Genomic DNA, 20,557 nt, shown 5'->3' with positions numbered 1-20,557 from the left:
AGGAGACTGTGATGTCTAGGAAACTTATGGCTGCCGTTTCGACGGCAGCACTTTTATGGGCAGTACCTGCACTCGCCGATGGTGAGCTGCACATCTACAATTGGGGTGATTACACCAACCCCAAGCTGATCGAGAAATTCGAAAAACAATACAACGTCAAGGTGACGCTGGACGACTACGATTCCAACGAGACCATGCTGTCGAAGGTGCGCGCCGGCAATTCCGGCTACGACATCGTCGTCCCATCCGACTACACCGTGAAGATCATGATCGATGAGGGCCTGCTCGAAAAGACCGAGCCCAATGCGATGCCGAACGGCAAGAACCTCGACCCGCGCTTCGTCGACATCTACTGGGACAAAGGCCGTCACTACACCGTGCCGTGGCAGTTCGGCACCACCGCGTTCGAAGTCAACACCGACAAATACAAGGGCGACATCGACACGCTGGCAATCCTGTTCGACCCGCCGGACGAGTTGAAAGGCCAGATCAACATGCTCGACGATGTCAACACCGTGATGCACGCGGCCGAGCGCTATGCCGGTGTGCCGCGTTGCGGCGCCGACAAGGCCAATCTGAAGAAGGTCAACGACATTCTCATGGCCGCCAAGCCGTCATGGAAGACCTTCAGCTACGACACCATCACCAAGATCACCTCGGGCGATGTGATCGTCACGGAGGCGTGGAACGGCGCAACCTATCGTGCGCGCCAGAAAATTCCGGCGATCAAATACGCCTATCCCAAGGAAGGCATCGAAGGCTGGATGGACAATGTGGCCGTGCTGAAAGGCGCGAAGAACCTTGAAAATGCGAAGCTGTTTCAGGATTTCGTCATGGCCCCGGAAAACGCCGCGCTGATTTCGGAATTCGCCGGTTACGACAACGGCATTACCGGGAGCCACAAATTCCTGCCGCCGGACTTCGCCAGCGCGCCGGAAATCAATCCGCCGGCCGGTGCGCCGACTGCGGAATTTGTGCCACCTTGCCCACCGGAAGTGGTCGAGATCTACAACAAGATCTGGACCAATCTGCGCAAATAGGCTCGACGTGGGATCGATCGAAGGGAGGCTTCGGCCTCCCTTCTTTGCGACAAGGGGATTGGATGAAATCTTATCGCAACAGCGAACCGGCGCCGCCGATCATGCAGGGTTCGCCGCCGCGGATGGTGCCGCCGAAGCTCGACTGGGACCGGCCGCCATGGAACCGCTGGGCGTTTCAGCACATCCGCGAATTTCTGCCGACCGTCGAAGTCTGGCGCGGCAATGGCCATCGGCATCGCTTCGAGCGCGCCGAGGTCGATCTCGACGCGCTGCCCGTGAGCGACAGCATGGGGCAGCCGACGACGCTCGCCGGGCTGCTCGACGAGACCTATACCGACGGGTTTCTCGTGCTCAAGGACAGCAAGGTCGCCTATGAGCGCTACTTCAACGGCATGACCGAGCGCACGCTGCATTTGTCGCAGTCAATGGCGAAGTCGGTCACGGGCTCGGTGTTCGGCATATTGGTCGGGCACGGGGTGATCGATCCGGACTTGCCGGTGACGGCCTATCTGCCGGAGCTGGAAGCGACCGGCTGGGCAGGCGCCAGCGTGCAGCATGTGCTCGACATGACGAGCGGGGTGCGCTTTTCCGAGGAATACACCGACCCCTATTCCGACATCGGCCAGGTCGATGTCGCCACCGGCTGGAAGCCGGTGCCGCCGGGCAGCGATCCGGCCTTCCGCTGGCCATCGCATATGTTCGAACTGATCCTGGGGCTCAAGGAAAAGAGCCGGCCGCACGGCGCTGCCTTCGAATACCGCTCGATCGAGACCGACGTGCTTGCCTTCATCATGGAGCGGGTGAGCGGCAAAAGGCTGGCGCAGCTGATTTCGGAAGAGCTCTGGCAAAAGCTCGGCGCCGATGAAAGCGCCTGCTTCACTGTCGACAGCGCCGGTTATGCGGTCGCCGACGGCGGCTTCAACGCCACGCTGCGCGATTATGGCCGCTTCGGCCAGCTGATCCTCGACAATGGAGGCGGCATCGTGCCGGCCGACTGGATCGAGGCGACGCGCAATGGCAGGCATGGACCGGATTTCAGTCCCAGCCTGCCGGAAGGCAGCTACCGCAACCAGTTCTGGATCGAGGACCCGCGCTCGCGCGCGTTGATGTGCCGGGGCGTGTTCGGGCAGCTGATCCATATCGACTGGGATACGAAAATGGTCGTGGTGAAGCTTTCGAGCTATCCGGATTTCACCAACATCGGCTATTCGGTGGCGACCTTGAAAGCCGTGCATGCCATTGCCGCTGCGCTCGCCTGAACCTCAAAGAAAATCCGCAGGACCACCATGACCGGCAAGACCGCGTTCGAGACCAGATACGGCTTTCGCCGCAATGAGGTTCTGCTCGGCAACTGGCGGGAAAGCCCGTTCAGCCGGTGGTCGTTCCAGAATGTCGGCGAGCTGGTGCCGAGCGCTGCCGTGGCGGCACAGCCGGGCAGCAGCGAGGCGCCGGCGCAGGATTTCGGCGGGCTACTTGGCGAAAAGGTCGCTCTTGCAGGCGGCGCGGAGACGGTCGCGGCGTTTCTCGCGCGCTCCGATACCGACGCGCTGACGATCATGAAACGCGGCAAATTCGTCGGCGACTGGTTCGCGCCGCATATGGAGTTTGGGGCGCGCCACATCGTCTTTTCGATCAGCAAGTCGCTGACCGCCATTGTTGCCGGCACATTGGAAGGCGAGGGGATTTTCGATCCGCAGGCACCGGTAAGCCTCTATCTGCCCGAAGCCGCCGGCTCGGCCTATGGCGATGCGCGTGTGCGGCACGTGCTCGACATGAGTGTCAGCCTCGATTTCGAAGAGGCCTATCTCGATCCGGAAAGCGCCTTCGCCCGCTACCGCCGCGCCATGCTGTGGAATCCAGGCGGGGGCATCGAGAGCCTGGCCACTTTCCTCATGACGCTGCAGGGCCTGGCCGAGCCGCATGGCCGGACTTTCCGCTACCGCTCGCCCAATTCCGACCTGCTCGGCATCCTGCTCGAACGCGCGTCGGGCCGGCGCTTCGCCGATCTGATGCGCGAAAAATTATGGGCGCCGCTCGGCGCCGTCGGCGATGCCTCGGTGACAGTCGACATGGAAGGAACGGCGCGCACCGCCGGCGGCATTTCGGTGACACCGCGCGACCTCGCACGCGTCGGCGAGATGATGCGGCAAGGCGGCACGGCCAATGGCCGCCGCGTCGTGCCGGAAGCCTGGGTGCGCGACACGGCCGAAACTGGCGGTGACGCCGAGGCCTGGCGGCGCGGCACGATGGCGTTCCTGTTTCAGCGTGGCCGCTACCGCAACAAATGGTACCAGACGGGCGCCGCAAGCGGCGCCTTCTGCGGCATCGGCATCCACGGCCAGTGGCTTTACGTCAATCCGAAGGCCGAAATGGTAATCGCAAAAATGTCGTCGCAGCCGGTACCGGTCGACGATCCGCTCGATCTGGACATGACTTCTTTCTTCGAGGCGCTGAGCCGGATGGTCTGATCCATCCAGACAGCCCGACCTTTCCTGTGGACCTCTCGCCGGGTTGAAAATGGCGCAGTTGGCGCGGCAGTGCTCTGCGCCTATGGTCGCTGCTCGTTTCGACTAGCGACAGGTACGACATGGCAGCCGACATCAAGCGCATCGCAACCATCATAGCCGCCGAAATCGGCGCGCGGCCCGAACAGGCTGCGGCGGCGATCGGCTTGCTCGACGACGGCGCGACCGTGCCGTTCGTGGCGCGCTACCGCAAGGAGGTCACCGGCGGCCTCGACGACACGCAGCTGCGCGACCTTGCCGAGCGGCTGGCCTACCTGCGCGAACTCGACGCGCGCCGCGACACCATCCTTGGTTCGATCCGCGAGCAGGGCAAGCTGACCGACGAGCTCGAGGCAAAGATCGCTGCGGCCGGCACCAAGGCCGAACTCGAAGACATCTATCTGCCTTACAAGCCGAAGCGCCGGACCAAGGCCGAGATCGCACGCGAGCGCGGGCTCGGGCCTCTGGCGGAAGCTATTCTCGCCGACCGTACGGCTGTACCCGCCGAGCTGGCGCTGGCCTACATCAGCGAAGACGTGGTCGATACCAAGGCGGCGCTCGAGGGTGCGCGCGACATCCTGTCCGAACAGTTCGCCGAGAATGCCGATCTGGTCGGCAGATTGCGGACCTACATGAAGGAACGCGCCTTCCTGCGGTCGCGCGTCGTCGACGGCAAGCAGGAGGCGGGCGCGAAATTCTCCGACTATTTCGACCATGTCGAGCGCTGGGCCAACGTGCCGAGCCATCGCGCGCTGGCCATGCTGCGCGGCCGCAACGAGGAGGTTCTGTCGCTCGACGTCGAAGTCGATGCCGATGACGCCTCTCCGGTGAAACCGGTTGAGCGGATGATCGCCGACGCCTACGCCATCGGCCGCCAGTTGCCGGGAGACCGCTGGCTGATGGAGGTCGCCGGCTGGACCTGGCGCATAAAGCTGTCGCTGCACCTGACGCTCGATCTGATGCGCGATCTGCGCGAGCGGGCCGAAGAAGAAGCCATCCATGTCTTCGCCCGCAATCTCAAGGATTTGCTGCTTGCCGCGCCTGCCGGCTCGCGGCCGACGATGGGGCTCGATCCGGGCATTCGCACCGGCGTCAAGGTGGCGGTGGTGGACGGCACCGGCAAGCTGCTGGCGACGACAACGGTCTATCCGTTCCCGCCGAAGAACGATGTCCGCGGCACGCAGGCCGAACTGGCCAAGCTCATCCGGCTGCACAAGGTCGAGCTGATTTCGATCGGCAACGGCACCGGCAGCCGCGAGACCGAAAGGCTGGTGGCCGACATGCTGGCTGACATGCCTGCCGGGTCCGGGCCGAAGCCGCTCAAGGTGATCGTCAGTGAAGCCGGCGCCTCGGTCTATTCCGCCTCGGCAACGGCGGCGGCGGAATTTCCCGGCCTTGACGTGTCGCTGCGCGGGGCAGTGTCGATCGCGCGGCGCCTGCAGGATCCGCTCGCCGAACTGGTCAAGATCGAGCCGAAGTCGATCGGCGTCGGCCAGTACCAGCACGACGTCGATCAGTACCGCCTCGGCCGCTCGCTGGAAGCGGTGGTCGAGGATGCGGTCAACGCCGTCGGCGTCGATCTCAACACGGCCTCAGCGCCGCTTCTGGGGCGGGTTTCGGGTCTCGGCGCATCGCTGGCCGAGGCGATCGTTGCGCATCGCGATGCCTCCGGCCCGTTCGCCAGCCGTCGCGAACTGTTGAAGGTCTCCCGCCTTGGACCCCGCGCGTTCGAGCAATGCGCCGGCTTCCTGCGCATTCCAAACGGCAGCGAACCGCTCGATGCGTCAGCGGTGCATCCGGAAGCCTATGGCGTGGCCAAGAAGATTGTTGCGGCCTGCGGGCGCGACGTCCGCTCGCTGATGGGCGACAGCGCCGCACTCAAGGCGCTCGATCCGCGCGTCTTCGTCGATGAGCGCTTCGGCCTGCCGACGGTGCGCGACATCCTGGCGGAGCTGGAAAAGCCCGGCCGCGACCCGCGCCCCGGCTTCAAGACCGCGACTTTTGCCGATGGCATCGACGACATCAAAGATCTGAAGCCCGGCATGCAGCTTGAAGGCACTGTCACCAATGTCGCCGCCTTCGGCGCCTTCGTCGATATCGGCGTGCACCAGGACGGACTGGTGCACGTCTCGCAACTAGCCGACCGTTTCGTCAAGGACGCGCATGAGGTGGTCAAGGCCGGCGACGTGGTCAAGGTGCGTGTCGTCGACGTCGATATCAAGCGCAAGCGCATCGGTCTGTCGATGCGCAAGGATGGCGACGCTGGCGCACCGAAGCCGCGCGACAATGGCAGCAGGCCGGTGCCGCGCGCGCCCGCGCCCCAACGCCAGCCGGAGCGGCCGGTGCAGCAGGGCGCGTTCGGCGCCGCTTTGGCCGATGCGTTGAAGCGGAAGTAATTTCGCGAGCCGGGCTGCGCCGCCAGGTCAGACGGCGGCGCTCGACATTGATCATCCATCACCAATGCTCATGGATCGGCGAAGCTATTTCGTTTGATTTTTTCAGGACGGGAGCCGATAAGCCGCGCGTTTCAAGATTTCTGTTTCGATGCATGTCGTTATCTCCAAGCTGCCGAACACCCTCGGGTCAGGCCCGCGGGCAAGCTTTGGGCGACATGCATGAGTTTGGGAGACCGAGAGCCATGGCCGCCGACAAGAACGCATTCGTCTGGGATGATCCTTTCCTGATCGAGGACCAGCTTTCGGAGGACGAGCGCATGGTGCGCGATGGCGCCGCGGCGTTTGCCGCCGACAAGCTCGCTCCGAAGATCGAGGAAGCCTATCTCGAGGAGAAGACCGACGCCGGGATCTTTCGCGAAATGGGCGAGGCCGGTCTGCTCGGCATCACCATCCCGGAAGAATATGGCGGGCTCGGCGCCAACTACGTCACCTACGGGCTGGTCGCGCGGGAAGTGGAGCGGATCGACTCGGGCTATCGCTCGATGATGAGCGTGCAGTCGTCGCTGGTAATGTATCCGATCCACGCCTATGGCTCGGAAGAACAGCGCAAGAAATACCTGCCGAAGCTGGCGTCGGGCGAATGGATCGGCTGCTTTGGCCTGACCGAACCTGACGCCGGTTCCGACCCGGGCGGCATGAAGACGCGGGCCGAGAAGACCGCGAGCGGCTACAGGATCTCCGGCTCGAAGATGTGGATTTCCAACGCGCCGATCGCCGACGTGTTCGTCGTCTGGGCAAAATCGGCCGCGCATGACAACGAGATTCGCGGCTTTGTCCTGGAAAAGGGCATGAACGGGCTGTCGGCGCCGAAGATCGGCGGCAAGCTGTCGCTGCGAGCCTCGATCACCGGCGAAGTGGTGATGGAGGGCGTCGAGGTCGGCGAGGACGCGCTGCTGCCCAACGTCTCGGGTCTCAAGGGACCGTTCGGCTGCCTCAACCGGGCGCGCTACGGAATTTCCTGGGGCGCCATGGGCGCGGCTGAGGATTGCTGGCACCGCGCCCGCCAGTATGGCCTCGACCGTAAGCAGTTCGGCAAGCCGCTGGCCGGCACGCAGCTTTTCCAGAAGAAGCTCGCCGACATGCAGACCGAGATCGCGCTCGGCCTGCAGGGCAGCCTGCGCGTCGGGCGGCTGATGGATGAAGGCAAGATGGCGCCGGAGATGATCTCGCTCGTCAAGCGCAACAATTGCGGCAAGGCGCTCGACATCGCCCGCCAGGCCCGCGACATGCATGGCGGCAATGGCATCCAGATAGGCTACCACGTCATGCGCCACGCCCAGAACCTGGAAACCGTCAACACCTATGAGGGCACGCATGACGTGCATGCGCTGATCCTCGGGCGGGCGCAGACCGGGTTGCAGGCGTTCTTTTAGCATTGGCAGGTGTCCTCCGCTTCCAGCGCCACTGCTTGGCATCTCCCCTCGCAAGGCGGGAGATCGGCAATTTTCGCCAACGGCGCCACATTTTGTTCTTGCTTTGTGCCGGCAGCTATGCTACTAATTTCGCTATGGTGCTAATTCGCACCGACGACCCGCTCACCGAGGCGGGTTTTTCTTTTCAGCTCTTTTCGACCAAGCATCGCGCGTGCTGCTGACATCAATGTCGGCGGGAAGCGCCCGGTGCTGACCCGCCGGCCTTCGGCTCTGCACCGTTGCAACGTCTTGCCGCCACGCCACGGAATCCCAGGTCGGCGCTCCGTTTCGTGAAGCTGTGAAAGCTGCTTAATTTAGGTGCAGCGCAACATCTCTGCTTGGAGAATGGTCAGCATTCGTGTCAGGGTTCAGCGAACTCCTTTTGAAACGCCGACTTCAGGGGCACCATGGCAATTCTGGCAGCCGTCTATCACCTGACCCACTACAAATACGACCGGCCGGTCGTCTTGGGCCCGCAAGTCATAAGGTTGCAGCCTGCGCCGCATTCCCGCACCAAAGTGCTCAGCCATTCGCTGAAGGTCGGGCCGGCAAACCACTTCGTCAATTTGCAGCAGGACCCCTACGGCAATTTCCTTGCCCGTTTCGTCTTTCCCGAGCCGGTGACGGAGTTGAAGATCGAGGTCGATCTCGTTGCCGACATGACGGTCTACAATCCGTTCGATTTCTTCGTCGAACCGTCGGCCGAGACGTTTCCGTTCGAATACCCCGAAGAGATCCGGGACGATCTGACCATCTACCGAACGCCGGAACCGGCGGGGCCGCTGTTGGAGGCATTCCTGAAAACCCTCGCGCGCCACCCGACCAACACCGTCAATTTTGTCGTCGACCTCAATGCGCGGCTGCAGCGCGAGATCGCCTATATCGTGCGCATGGAAACCGGCGTCTTCTCGCCCGAGGAAACGCTGGCCGCCGGCAAGGGGTCGTGCCGCGATTCCAGCTGGCTCCTGGTGCAGATACTGAGGAACCTCGGCATCGCCGCGCGTTTCGTCTCCGGCTACCTGATCCAGCTCAAACCCGACCTCGTTGCGCTCGACGGGCCGCCCGGCACGGCGACCGATTTCACCGACCTCCATGCCTGGTGCGAGGTGTATCTGCCGGGCGCCGGCTGGATCGGCTTCGACCCGACCTCCGGCCTGCTCACCGGCGAAAGCCATGTGCCGCTCGCGGCAACGCCGCATTTCCGCAATGCCGCGCCGATCTCCGGCATGGCGAGCTTCGCCAATGTCGAATTCGGCTTCGACATGCGGGTAGACCGCATCGCCGAGCATCCGCGCATCACCAAGCCGTTCTCCGACGAGAGCTGGCAGGCGCTGGACGCGCTGGGGGTCCAGGTCGATGCTGCGCTCCAGGCCGGCGACGTGCGGCTGACCATGGGCGGCGAGCCGACCTTCGTCTCGATCGACGATTTCGAGGCTGCAGAGTGGAACACCGCCGCCGTCGGGCCGACCAAACGCGAAAAGGCCGACGCGCTGATCCGCCGGCTGCGCGAACGCTTCGCGCCGGGCGGCTTCCTGCATTACGGACAGGGCAAATGGTACCCCGGCGAAAGCCTGCCGCGCTGGACCTTCTCGCTCTACTGGCGCACCGACGGCGAGCCGGTGTGGAGCGACCCGTCGCTGATCGCGCATGAAAAGAGCGAGGCGGATGTCGGACCGAAGCAGGCCGAAGGCCTGCTGACGGCGATCGCCGACGAACTCGGCATCGACAAGACGATGGTCAGCGAAGCCTATGAGGATCCGGCCGAGTGGCTGCTCAAGGAAGGCAAGCTGCCTGACAACGTCGATCCTTCCAATTCGAAGCTGGAGGATCCGGAGGAGCGCAGCCGCATGGCGCGGGTGTTCGAACGCGGGCTGACCAAGCCGTCGGGCTATGTGCTGCCCGTCCAGCGCTGGAACAGCCAGGCTTCCGGACCGCGCTGGCGCTCGGAGAAATGGAAGACGCGGCGCGGCAGGCTGTTCCTGGTGCCCGGCGATTCGCCGGTCGGCTACCGCCTGCCGCTCGGCACGCTGCCCTATGTGCCGCCGGCGCAGTTTCCCTACATAGTCCCGGTCGATCCATCGCTGCCGCGCGGACCACTGCCGGCGCGTGAGGCGATCTTGCCCGGTTCTGCTTCGTCGCCCGCTGCGGCCGAACTGGAGGGCGCCGACGAGATGGCGCGACGCCAGCAGGCGGTATCCTTTACGGCCGTTACCGGCCAGCAGGACCGCGTTGAACAGGAGATTACCGAGATCGGCGGCGCCGTGCGCACGGCCCTTTCGGTCGAGCCGCGCGACGGACGGCTTTGTGTGTTCATGCCGCCGGTCGAGGCGCTGGAGGACTATCTCGAACTGGTGGCGGCGGCGGAGAACGCGGCAAGGGCGATCGGCCTGCCGGTGCACATCGAGGGCTACGGCCCGCCGCACGATCCGCGCCTCAACGTCATCCGTGTCGCACCCGATCCCGGCGTCATCGAGGTCAATATCCACCCCGCCGCGAATTGGCAGGATTGCGTGGCGACGACCACGGCGATCTACGAAGAGGCGCGGCAGACGCGGCTTGGCGCCGACAAGTTCATGATCGACGGCCGCCACACCGGCACCGGCGGCGGCAACCACGTCGTCGTCGGCGGCGCCACGCCCAATGACAGTCCGTTCCTGCGCCGCCCCGACCTGTTGAAGAGCCTGGTGCTGCAATGGCAGCGACATCCGTCGCTGTCCTATTTGTTCTCCGGCCTGTTCATCGGCCCGACCAGCCAGGCGCCGCGCTTCGACGAGGCGCGCCACGATTCGCTCTACGAACTCGAAATCGCGATGGCGCAGGTGCCACATCCGGACAAGGGCGCGGCACCCCTGCCGTGGCTGGTCGACCGGCTGTTCCGCAACCTTCTGACCGACGTGACGGGCAATACGCATCGCTCGGAAATCTGCATCGACAAATTGTTTTCGCCGGACGGGCCGACCGGCCGGCTCGGGCTGGTCGAATTCCGCGGCTTCGAGATGCCGCCCAACGCGCGCATGAGCCTGGCGCAGCAATTGCTGGTGCGCGCCATCATCGCCCGGGCCTGGAAGAACCCGCTCGACGGCCGCTTCGTGCGCTGGGGCACCTCGCTGCACGACCGTTTCATGCTGCCGCATTATGTCTGGGCGGATTTTCTCGACGTGCTGGACGACCTCAAGCTGAACGGCTTTGCGTTCCGTCCGGAATGGTTCGACGCCCAGCTCGAATTCCGCTTCCCGTTCTGCGGCGAGGTCCAGCATGCCGGCGTCAAGCTGGAGCTCAGGCAGGCGCTCGAGCCGTGGCACGTGATGGGCGAGCAAGGCGCGATCGGCGGCACCGTGCGCTTTGTCGATTCCTCCGTCGAAAGGCTGCAGGTGAAGACCGAGGGGCTCAACCCGGAGCGTCACGCCGTCGTCTGCAACGGCCGCGTCGTGCCGATGAAGGTGACCGACAACCGCGAGATCGCAGTGGCCGGCGTGCGCTTCAAGGCCTGGCAGCCGGCGTCGGGCCTGCATCCGGCGCTACCGGTCAACACCCCGCTAGTCTTCGACATCTATGACCGCTGGTCGGGCCGCGCGGTCGGCGGCTGCGTCTACCATGTGGCACATCCCGGCGGGCGCAGCTATGACACCTTCCCGGTCAATGGCAACGAAGCGGAGGCGCGGCGGCTCGCCCGCTTCGAGCCACGTGGCCATACGCCGTCCAGCTATGTGCTGCGCAACGAAGAAGCCTCTGAAGATTTCCCGATGACCCTTGACCTTCGGCGGCCGCAAAGACTCTGATCAGCCATGGCGAAGGGGAATCACAAAAGGCTGCGCAGCAAGCCGCAAACCCACAGTCTGCTGGAGCACTATCAGCCGATCGACGGCGTCGTCGACGAGATGGTCGATGCGTCGGGCAATCCGCGGCCGGCCTGGCGGCACTTCATCGAGGCGCTGGAGGACCTGGGGCCGGAAAAAATTGCCCAGCGCTTCGCCCGCGCCGACCAGTACCTGCGCGATGCCGGCGTCTATTACCGCGTCTACGACAAGGCCGGCGCCAACGAGCGGGAATGGCCGCTGGCGCATGTGCCGCTGCTGATCGAGGAGCAGGAATGGGCTGGTATCAGCGCCGGCCTGGTCCAGCGCGCCGATCTGTTCGAGGAGACCATCGCCGACATTTACGGGCCGAACCGGCTGGTCGAGAAAGGCATTCTGCCGGCCGGATTGATCGCGGCCAGCCCGGAATATTTGCGGCCGGTCGTCGGCACCAGGCCGGCCAGCGGCCATTTCCTGCATTTCTGCGCCTTCGAGCTCGGTCGTGGCCCGGACGGCCGCTGGTGGGTGCTTGGCGACCGCACACAGGCGCCGTCGGGCGCCGGCTTCGCGCTGGAGAACCGCGTCGCCACCACGAGGGCGCTGTCCGACATCTACGGCGAAATGCATGTGCACCGCCTGGCCGGCTTCTTCCGTCGCTTCCGCGACGCGCTGATCGGCATGGCCAAGCAAGCCGGCGGCCGTGTCGCCATCCTGACGCCGGGACCGCTGAACGAAACCTATTACGAACATGCCTATATCGCCCGCTATCTCGGCATCATGCTGCTCGAGGGCGAGGACCTGACCGTCTCCGGCGGCAGGCTGATGGTGCGCACGGTTTCGGGGCTGATGCCGGTGAGCGTCTTGTGGCGGCGGCTCGACGCCGCCTTCGCCGATCCGCTTGAATTGCGGCCGGACTCGCAGATCGGCACGCCGGGGCTGGTCGAAGCGGTCCGGCAAGGGGCGGTTTCGGCCGTCAATGCACTGGGTTCCGGTCTGATGGAGACGCGCGCGCTGCTCGCCTTCCTGCCGAAGATTTCGCGCGCCCTGCGCAATGAGGAACTGCTGCTGCCGACGGTCGCGACATGGTGGTGCGGGCAGGAGACGGAGCGCGAGCATGTGCTCGCCAACATCGATGGCATGGTGATCGGCCCGGCGCTGTCGACGCGGCTTGCCTTCGAGGACGACGGCTCGACCAAGCTCGGGTCAGCGCTGTCGGTCGAGGAACGGGCCGAACTCGTCGCCAGGATCGAACGGGACGGCGGCGACTTCGTCGGCCAGGAAGCGGTGACGCTGTCGACCACCCCTGTCTATGTCGGCGGCTGGCTGGAGCCGCGGCCGGCAAGCCTGCGCGTCTATCTGGCGCGGACGCCGGAAGGCTGGACCGTGATGCCGGGCGGTTTTGCCCGTGTCGGCTTTTCGCTCGACCCGACGGCCATCGCCATGCAGCGCGGCGGCCAGGCGGCGGATGTCTGGGTGGTCAGCGACAGGCCGGTCGAGCGCGAGACGCTGCTGCCGCAGGAGCACGACAGCTTCACCCGAACCTTGCCGGGCAGCCTGCCCAGCCGCGCGGCTGAGAACCTGACATGGCTCGGCCGCTATATCGAGCGGTCGGAAGACACGGTGCGCATCCTGCGCGCCTACCATGTGCGGCTGGCCGAGACATCCGATCCCGAGATGCCGCTGCTCGCCGATATCAGCGACTATCTCGCGCCGTTCGGCATCGACGTCGAGACGGCAATCCCATTGGGGCTCATCGGCACGCTGGACAGCGCCGTTTACAGCGCCGGGCAGATCCGCGACCGCTTCTCGCCCGATGGCTGGCTGGCATTGAAGGATCTGTCGAAGACCATCCATCAATTTGCCGCGACAGTGGCGCCGGGCGACGACGCGACAAGGGCAATGACGGTCATCCTGCGCAAGCTGGCCGGGTTTTCCGGCCTGCTGCACGAGAACATGTACCGCTTTGCCGGCTGGCGTTTCCTGGAAATCGGCCGCAGGCTCGAACGCGGCATCCAGATCGCCCGCACGCTCGCCCGGCTGACCAGAGCCCAGGCGCCGGAAGGCGCGCTCGACATGATGCTGGAGATCGGCGACAGCGTCATGACGCACCGTCGGCAATATCCGGTGCAGGCGGGGCGGCGCACCGTGGTCGACCTTCTGGCGCTCGATCCGCTCAACCCGCGCTCAATCCTTTTCCAGCTCGAACGGCTGAAAGCCGAAATCGCGCTGCTGCCCGCTGTCGGCGCTGAAGGCCATATGTCGCCGGCGGCCAAGGAAATCCTGCAGCTCAACACGTCGATCGCCATCAAGGAGCCCTCGGACATGACGGCCAAGGCCCTCGGCGATCTCGCCAATGAAATCGGCGGGCTCTACAACAGCCTCGCCAAAGCCTATTTCGGGTAGAGACAGCATGCTCTACGACATCAGGCTTCACCTGCGTTACGACTATGATGCGGCGGCCGGCGGCGGCCGCCATCAGGTGCGCGTGCTGCCGCCGACCATCCCTGGCGTGCAGCGCGTCATCGCCGCTTCACTGTCTTTTGTGCCGGCGCCCAGCGAACGTTCCGACTTTTCCGACTTTTTCGGCAACAGTGTCACCTCGATCGCCTTTCGTGACGCGCATGATGCGCTCGACATCAGGATGAGCGCGCGTGTTTCAGTGTCGCGGCCCGAACCCGGGCTCGACGTATCGCCGGACATACGCCGGCTGAGGGAAGAACTCGGCGCAGTGCACTCGCTGGCGCCGGCTTCGCCGCATCACTTTCTGGCCGCCAGCGATCATGCCGGCATCGACGCGGCAATCACTGCCTATGCGAAAGGCAGCGCCGGCAGTTCGACGGTCGGCACGGCCACGGCTCTGTGCAACCGCATTCACCGCGATTTCACCTATGACGGCGAGGCGACCACGGTGCAGACGCGGGCCAGCGACGCCTTCGGCTTGAAGCGCGGCGTCTGCCAGGATTTTTCCCACATCATGATCGCCGGCCTGCGCGGCCTCGGCATTCCTGCAGGCTATGTCAGCGGGTTTTTGCGCACCATCCCGCCACGTGGGAAGCCGCGGCTCGAAGGCGCCGACGCCATGCATGCCTGGGTCAAGGTTTGGTGCGGGCGCGATGCCGGCTGGCAGGAATTCGATCCGACCAACGGCATGCGGGCAAGCAACGACCATATCACGGTCGGCTATGGCCGCGACTACTCGGACGTGGCGCCGATCGTCGGCGTGCTGAAAACCACTGGCGGGCAGGTTGGCGAGCAGGCAGTCGACGTCATACCGGTCGTGCTCGAAAAGGCGTGACGGCACCTCCTCGTTGCACGGCGTCGTCGTCAATCTGTCCTGGCAATCAAAAGGCGGTGGAACCCGCAGCCGGCAAGCGGCTTATCTACGGAAATTCCGTGGAGAGGACATGCTGGACAAATCCGGGTCGTCGTCTGGCCGATCGGCTGTGAGGAAAGCTGCACCAAAAAACGGGGTGCCGCAGAACGGAGCGCTGGAGAACGGCGCGCAAGCCTCGGCCGTTCGGGCCTCGCTCAACTATGTCACCGACACTGAACCCGGTATTCGCCGGCTGCGTTCGGGCAAGGGGTTCTCGTACAAAGGACCCGACGGGCGGATTGTCGACGGGGAGGCGCTGGCACGCATCAAGGCGCTCGCCATTCCACCGGCCTGGACGGATGTGTGGATCTCGCCGGATGCCGACGGTCACATCCAGGCGACCGGTCGGGACCAGCGCGGCCGCAAACAATACCGCTATCACCCGCACTGGGCGGAGGAGCGTGACGGCGTCAAATATTCGAGCCTGATCGCCTTCGCCGAAAGCCTGCCCGAACTGCGGCGGCAGATCGACGTCGATTTGCGCCGTCACGGCCTGCCGCTGGAACGCGTCGTTGCGGCTATCGTCTGGCTGCTCGACAACACGATGATCCGTGTCGGCAATGCCGCCTATGCCCGCTACAACAAGAGTTTTGGGCTGACCACGCTGCGTGACCGCCATGTCGACATCAAGGGCTCGAGCCTGCGTTTTGCCTTCATCGGTAAATCCGGTAAGGAATGGAGATTGAAGCTTGTCGATCGCCGGATTGCCAAGGTCGTGCGTGGAGCGCAGGACCTGCCGGGCCAAAAACTGTTCCAGTATCTCGACGAGGACGGAAACAGGCATCCGGTGCGCTCAGACGACGTCAACCGCTATATCAGGGAGAACGCCGGAGCGGAGTTCAGCTCCAAGCACTTCAGAACCTGGGGTGGCACCATCCATGCGGCGTCGCTGTTTGCGCAAACCGAACGTCCGGAAAGCCAGGCGCAGCAAAAGAGGGTGATGAACAGTGTCATCGACAAGGTTGCCGATCGGCTTGGCAACACACGCGCGGTTTGTCGCCAATGCTACATCCATCCGGAAGTGTTCCGCGCCTGGTCCGAAGGACGGCTGCTGGACGAAATGGCGGATGCCAACAAAGGCAAGCGCTCGATCGCCGGGCTCGACGACGAGGAGGCCTTGGTCTTGAGATGGCTGAAGGCGAGGGAATGACACCGGACGGAGCGTATTTTTTTGTCGACGCGGTGTCGGGATCGGTCCTAGTGTTTCGTCCTTTGACAGAGAAAAGGACGACCCATGCTCTACGCGATCCTCTGCTATGCCTCTGAAGACGTCGTCTGCTCCTGGAGCAAGGAGCAGGATGATGCGGTCATGGAAAAACTCCTCGGCGTGCAGGAAAAATATGCCCAGGCGGGACGGCTTGGCCCGGTGGCGCGGCTCTTGCCGACGACGGCGGCGACGACGCTGAGGAAGATCAAGGGCGAAGCGGTGGTCATCGACGGCCCGTTTGCCGAAACCAAGGAACAGTTCCTCGGCTTCTACACGCTCGAATGCGCCGACCTCGATGAGGCCGTCGACTTCGCGCGCGAGCTTTCCGAGGTCAACCCGAGCGGCGGCTCCTATGAAATCCGGCCGGTCTCGCTCTTCAATCCCGCCAAGGTTTCCGCATGACCGAACTCGCCTGGATCAGCACAGCAATCAGCACCGCTCGCCCGCAGGTGATGGGGGCATTGCTGCGCTACTTCCGCGACCTCGACGCGGCGGAGGAAGCATTCCAGGACGCCTGCCTGAGGGCACTGAACAACTGGCCGAAAAACGGTCCTCCGCGCGATCCGGCAGCCTGGCTGATCTTCGTCGGCCGCAACAGCGGCATCGATGCGGTGCGCAAGCGCGCCAAGCAGGCGCCGCTGCCGGAGGAGGACCAGATCTCCGATCTGGAGGATGCCGAGAGCGACGTCGCCGAGCGGCTGGACGGCGCGCATTATCGCGACGATATTTTGCGGCTGCTGTTCATCTGCTGCCATCCCGACCTGCCGGCCACACAGCAGATCGCGGTGGCGTTACGCATCGTCTCCGGCCTGACGGTCAAGCAGATCGCCCGCGCCTTCCTCGTTGGTGAAAGCGCCATGGAGCAGCGTATCACGCGCGCCAAGGCGCGTATCGCCGACGCCGGGGTGCCGTTCGAGACGCCGGGAGCGGTCGAGCGCTCCGAACGGCTCGCCGCCGTCGCCGCCATGGTCTACTTGATCTTCAACGAAGGCTATTCCAGCAACAGCGGCGAGGCTTCGGCGCGTGCGCCGCTTTGCGAAGAGGCGATCCGGCTGGCCCGGTTGCTGCTCAGGCTGTTCCAGACCGAGCCGGAGATCATGGGGCTGACGGCGCTGGTGCTGCTGCAGCATGCACGCTCGCCGGCTCGCTTCGACGAGAACGGCGAGATCGTGCTGCTCGAAGACCAGGACCGCAGCCTGTGGAGCCGCAAGATGATCGATGAAGGCCTGGCGCTGGTCGATAAGGCGTTGCGCCATCGCAAGCCCGGTCCCTACCAGGTGCAAGCGGCGATCGCCGCACTGCATGCGCGGGCGGAAAAGCCCGAGGACACGGACTGGAACGAGATCGACCTGCTCTACGGCCTGCTCGAGCAGATGCAGCCGTCGCCGGTGGTGACGCTCAACCGCGCCGTCGCGGTCTCCAAGGTGCGTGGACCGGAAGCCGCACTCGCCATGATCGAGCCGCTGGAGGGAAGGCTTTCCGGCTATTTCCATTTCTTCGGCCTCAAGGGCGGACTGCTGATGCAGCTTGGCCGCGGCGAGGAGGCGCGCGTCGCTTTCGACCGCGCTATCGCGCTTGCCAATACGGCCGCCGAGGCAGCGCATATCCGCATGCATATCGACCGGCTGATGAAAGAAAGCGCCGTGCGGGAAACCGCCAAGACGGCACACTGATTCGCTCTATCTGGCTGGTTCAACAGTCGGACGCCGGCTTGGACCATGCCGGGGTGGCGATTTCTCCCTGAAACGCGTAATGCCACGCCATGACAGCGCCTGGTATGCCGACCGGCAGGGAACCGGTATGGCGAAAAGCTTGGACCGACGCCATATGAGCGACGGGATCTGAAAGGGACGAAACGAAATGACGATTGCGAAGGAAACGGCCGGGCTTCTGGCGAAACTGGGCGTTGCCGAGGGCGCGCTTACGGGCGGCGACCTCATCGTGCGCAGCCCGGTGACCGGCGAGCAGATCGCCGCGCTGAAGACCATCTCGCCGGCCGATGCGGCAACGACCATCGACAAGGCCCACAAGGCTTTCCTGGCGTGGCGGCAGGTGCCAGCTCCCAAGCGTGGCGAGCTGGTGCGGCTGCTCGGCGAGGAATTGCGCATTTACAAGACCGAGCTTGGCCGGTTGGTATCGATCGAGGTCGGCAAGATCCCGTCCGAGGGTCTTGGCGAAGTGCAGGAGATGATCGACATCTGCGATTTCGCCGTCGGTCTTTCCCGGCAATTGTACGGCCTGACCATCGCCACCGAGCGTCCCGGCCATCGCATGATGGAAACCTGGCATCCGCTCGGCGTCGTCGGCGTCATTTCGGCCTTCAACTTTCCGGTGGCGGTATGGTCGTGGAACGCGGCACTTGCGCTGGTCTGCGGCGACGCGGTGGTGTGGAAACCGTCCGAGAAGACGCCGCTGACGGCGCTCGCCTGCGAAGCGATTTTTGCACGCGCGGTAAAGCGTTTTGGCACGGACGCGCCGCAGGGCCTGGCGCCGGTGCTGATCGGCGACCGTGCCGTCGGCGAGATCCTGGTTGACCATCCGAAGGTGCCGCTGGTCTCGGCCACCGGCTCGACGCGCATGGGCAGGGATGTCGGCCCACGGCTGGCGAAGCGCTTTGCCCGTGCGGTGCTGGAGCTCGGCGGCAACAATGCCGGCATCGTCTGCCCGACGGCCGATCTGGACATGGCGCTCCGCGCCATCGCCTTCGGCGCCATGGGCACGGCCGGCCAGCGCTGCACGACGCTCAGGCGCCTGTTCGTGCATGAGAGCGTCTATGACCAGCTCGTTCCGCGCCTGAAGAAGGCTTATGAGAGCGTCTCGGTCGGCAATCCGCTGGAGACAAGCGCTCTGGTTGGCCCGCTGATCGACAAGGCTGCCTACGAGAATATGCAGAAGGCGCTGGAGGAGGCGGCTTCGCATGGCGGTAAGATAACCGGCGGAATGCGGGTCGAGAACGGTCACCCCGAGGCCTACTATGTGCGTCCGGCGCTGGTCGAAATGCCGCGGCAGGTTTCGCCGGTGACGGAGGAAACCTTCGCGCCCATCCTCTATATGATGAAATATTCGGACTTCGACACCGTGCTAGAAGAACACAATGCGGTGGGAGCGGGGCTGTCATCCTCGATCTTTACCCGCGACCTGCAGGAATCCGAGCGCTTTCTTAGCGTCGACGGATCGGACTGCGGTATCGCCAACGTCAATATAGGCACGTCAGGGGCCGAGATCGGCGGTGCCTTCGGTGGCGAGAAGGAGACCGGCGGCGGCCGCGAGTCGGGCTCCGATGCCTGGAAGGCCTATATGCGGCGCGCCACCAATACGGTGAATTATTCCAAGGCGCTGCCGCTTGCGCAGGGCGTGTCGTTCGATATCGATTGAAATGCCAGACCTCCGTCGCGGCGGCGCCAAGGCTGCCACGACGGCGGTCGGCTCGCGGTTCAGCTGGTTTCGGAAGTTACAACACAATTGTCGAAGGCTGCATCGATGATGGCGAGCTTGACCGCCTGGGCGGTCATGTATTCCTGATAGAACCCGCTCGACACCCACATGACCGAGTGACCGCGCTGGCCCAGCCAGCCGATGCTGCCGAGTTCCTCGGCATCGCGCAATTTGCGTGACAGGTGAGTGCGGGAAAGCTTGAGCCAGTTCGCGAAATCCCCGATTGAGACGACACCGGTCGGGATTCGGTCCAGGTCGGCATGATCGGGGTCGACGCCGGACATCAGCCAATCCATGACGATGCCGCCATTGTCGAGCCAGGTGAACAAGGAAAAAGTCTGTCTTGGCTCGCGCACGGCATGCGACGAAAGCAGGCCGTCGGCCACCAGTGGCTGCAATTTGGCGAGTACGTCCGGTTGTGCGACGAATGCAGCCAGTCGAGATCCACCATCCAGGCTGTCCAGCGTTTTCAGATGAGCCATGACCCAGCCGGCAACCGTCTCCAGAGTGCCCGCGGCCGGCTCAAAGGGGCGGATGCGCCCATATTTAATCGGCAGATGCCGGATGAAACCGTAATGCAGCATCTCCTTCAGGAAGGCATCGGCGGTGTTGCGGCTGGCCACCGAATGCCGGCAGATGTCGTCCATGAACCGTGCGGACGTAAGTCCCTTGCGATGATCGTCCGGCTCTCGATTGAAATACAAGCCAAGGCCGATATGGGCCATCAGCCAACGCTGTTGCGTGGCGAATACGGAAGCCAGCCGCGGGTTCGCTTCATAGGTCTGGAGAAGCGTCCGCGACTGAGCCTGGACATGGCGACGCAGTGCCGGATGGCTGGCAATGTCTTCAGAAACCAGCGCCATCCCCGCCGAGCCCAACCAAATTTGCAACTGGAAATGCCGATCACAATTTCAGCCTTCGCGGGTCGTGTCCAGAGCCGGCGCATTAGGATACGAGCTGAATCCCGCCGGCTAGTGGGCTGAATTCCGCGACTTGATCGCCGAGGCCCCTGATTTCGCTGCAGAGGGCTAGCCCGCGCGAACCCACCAACGATGACTTCGCCTGTCCAGCCCGTGCTCCCGCCGATGGCGACGCGGAACCAACACAAGCTTTGCTCGTTGAAGAACGCTGATTGGACTGAGACAGTGAGGGACTACAAAATGGAGAATGGCCTTTTCGCCACGCCGCCTGCAGCTTTCCGGCAAACAGAGTCGGTCTGGCCACGGGCGCTCAGGTGGCTGTTGCGCCGGGTGCGCAGCGCCTCCGATAGCTCGGGAACCATGTTGAAGCCAATCCTCTCCGGACCCGAGGATGATAGCGGGCCTACTCCGCCTCG

General features: G+C 64.2%; 13 protein-coding genes. 12 read left to right on the top strand and 1 reads right to left on the bottom strand.

The features are described from left to right. Window positions 1-11 precede the first annotated feature (11 nt). The 12 genes from NKJ28_RS00950 (at window position 12) to amaB (ending at window position 19,161) form a co-directional block, all read left to right on the top strand. The gene (locus tag NKJ28_RS00950) at window positions 12-1,040 is read left to right on the top strand and encodes an extracellular solute-binding protein (RefSeq protein WP_352568095.1); all 1,029 of its coding nucleotides are present in this window, start codon (window positions 12-14) and stop codon (window positions 1,038-1,040) included. 62 nt (window positions 1,041-1,102) lie between these two features. Next, a complete protein-coding gene (locus NKJ28_RS00945; protein ID WP_352633613.1) occupies window positions 1,103-2,299 on the top strand; it encodes a serine hydrolase domain-containing protein in 1,197 nt (398 codons plus the stop codon). A 27-nt stretch (window positions 2,300-2,326) separates the two neighbouring features. Next, complete coding sequence (locus NKJ28_RS00940; protein ID WP_023675456.1) at window positions 2,327-3,508, top strand: serine hydrolase domain-containing protein; 1,182 nt, start codon at window positions 2,327-2,329, stop codon at window positions 3,506-3,508. A 119-nt stretch (window positions 3,509-3,627) separates the two neighbouring features. Continuing rightward, the gene (locus tag NKJ28_RS00935; protein WP_023675457.1) at window positions 3,628-5,940 is read left to right on the top strand and encodes a Tex family protein; all 2,313 of its coding nucleotides are present in this window, start codon (window positions 3,628-3,630) and stop codon (window positions 5,938-5,940) included. A 242-nt stretch (window positions 5,941-6,182) separates the two neighbouring features. Then, window positions 6,183-7,373: an acyl-CoA dehydrogenase gene (locus tag NKJ28_RS00930; protein ID WP_352454106.1), complete on the top strand. Its 1,191-nt coding sequence runs from the start codon at window positions 6,183-6,185 to the stop codon at window positions 7,371-7,373. A gap of 446 nt (window positions 7,374-7,819) precedes the next feature. After that, the gene (locus NKJ28_RS00925; protein ID WP_352633611.1) at window positions 7,820-11,191 is read left to right on the top strand and encodes a transglutaminase family protein; all 3,372 of its coding nucleotides are present in this window, start codon (window positions 7,820-7,822) and stop codon (window positions 11,189-11,191) included. Window positions 11,192-11,197: 6 nt separating this feature from the next. Further along, the gene (locus NKJ28_RS00920; RefSeq protein WP_352633609.1) at window positions 11,198-13,609 is read left to right on the top strand and encodes a circularly permuted type 2 ATP-grasp protein; all 2,412 of its coding nucleotides are present in this window, start codon (window positions 11,198-11,200) and stop codon (window positions 13,607-13,609) included. 7 nt (window positions 13,610-13,616) lie between these two features. Next, window positions 13,617-14,501 carry a transglutaminase family protein gene (locus tag NKJ28_RS00915; RefSeq protein WP_023675460.1) on the top strand — a complete coding sequence of 295 codons (885 nt, stop codon included), beginning with the start codon at window positions 13,617-13,619 and terminating at the stop codon, window positions 14,499-14,501. A gap of 109 nt (window positions 14,502-14,610) precedes the next feature. Next, window positions 14,611-15,729, top strand: a complete 1,119-nt coding sequence (locus NKJ28_RS00910; protein ID WP_352620443.1) for a DNA topoisomerase IB — start codon at window positions 14,611-14,613, stop codon at window positions 15,727-15,729. A gap of 84 nt (window positions 15,730-15,813) precedes the next feature. Then, complete coding sequence (locus tag NKJ28_RS00905) at window positions 15,814-16,188, top strand: YciI family protein (RefSeq protein ID WP_023675462.1); 375 nt, start codon at window positions 15,814-15,816, stop codon at window positions 16,186-16,188. Beyond that, the gene (locus NKJ28_RS00900; RefSeq protein ID WP_023675463.1) at window positions 16,185-17,459 is read left to right on the top strand and encodes an RNA polymerase sigma factor; all 1,275 of its coding nucleotides are present in this window, start codon (window positions 16,185-16,187) and stop codon (window positions 17,457-17,459) included. Before NKJ28_RS00905 ends, NKJ28_RS00900 begins: the two co-directional genes overlap by 4 nt. Window positions 17,460-17,646: 187 nt before the next feature. Next, window positions 17,647-19,161 (top strand): L-piperidine-6-carboxylate dehydrogenase, encoded by a 1,515-nt coding sequence (amaB, locus tag NKJ28_RS00895; protein ID WP_352633606.1) that lies wholly within the window; start codon window positions 17,647-17,649, stop codon window positions 19,159-19,161. 59 nt (window positions 19,162-19,220) lie between these two features. On the opposite strand, the gene NKJ28_RS00890 is transcribed toward amaB, so the two are convergent. Continuing rightward, window positions 19,221-20,084 (bottom strand): hypothetical protein, encoded by an 864-nt coding sequence (locus NKJ28_RS00890; protein ID WP_352633604.1) that lies wholly within the window; start codon window positions 20,082-20,084, stop codon window positions 19,221-19,223. Window positions 20,085-20,557 lie beyond the last annotated feature (473 nt).

Origin of the sequence: Mesorhizobium sp. M0145 (assembly GCF_040322355.1) — a bacterium.
Lineage (GTDB): Bacteria > Pseudomonadota > Alphaproteobacteria > Rhizobiales > Rhizobiaceae > Mesorhizobium.
The sequence above is the reverse complement of the archived record's forward strand: the minus strand, read 5'-3'. Positions and strand labels throughout refer to the sequence as shown.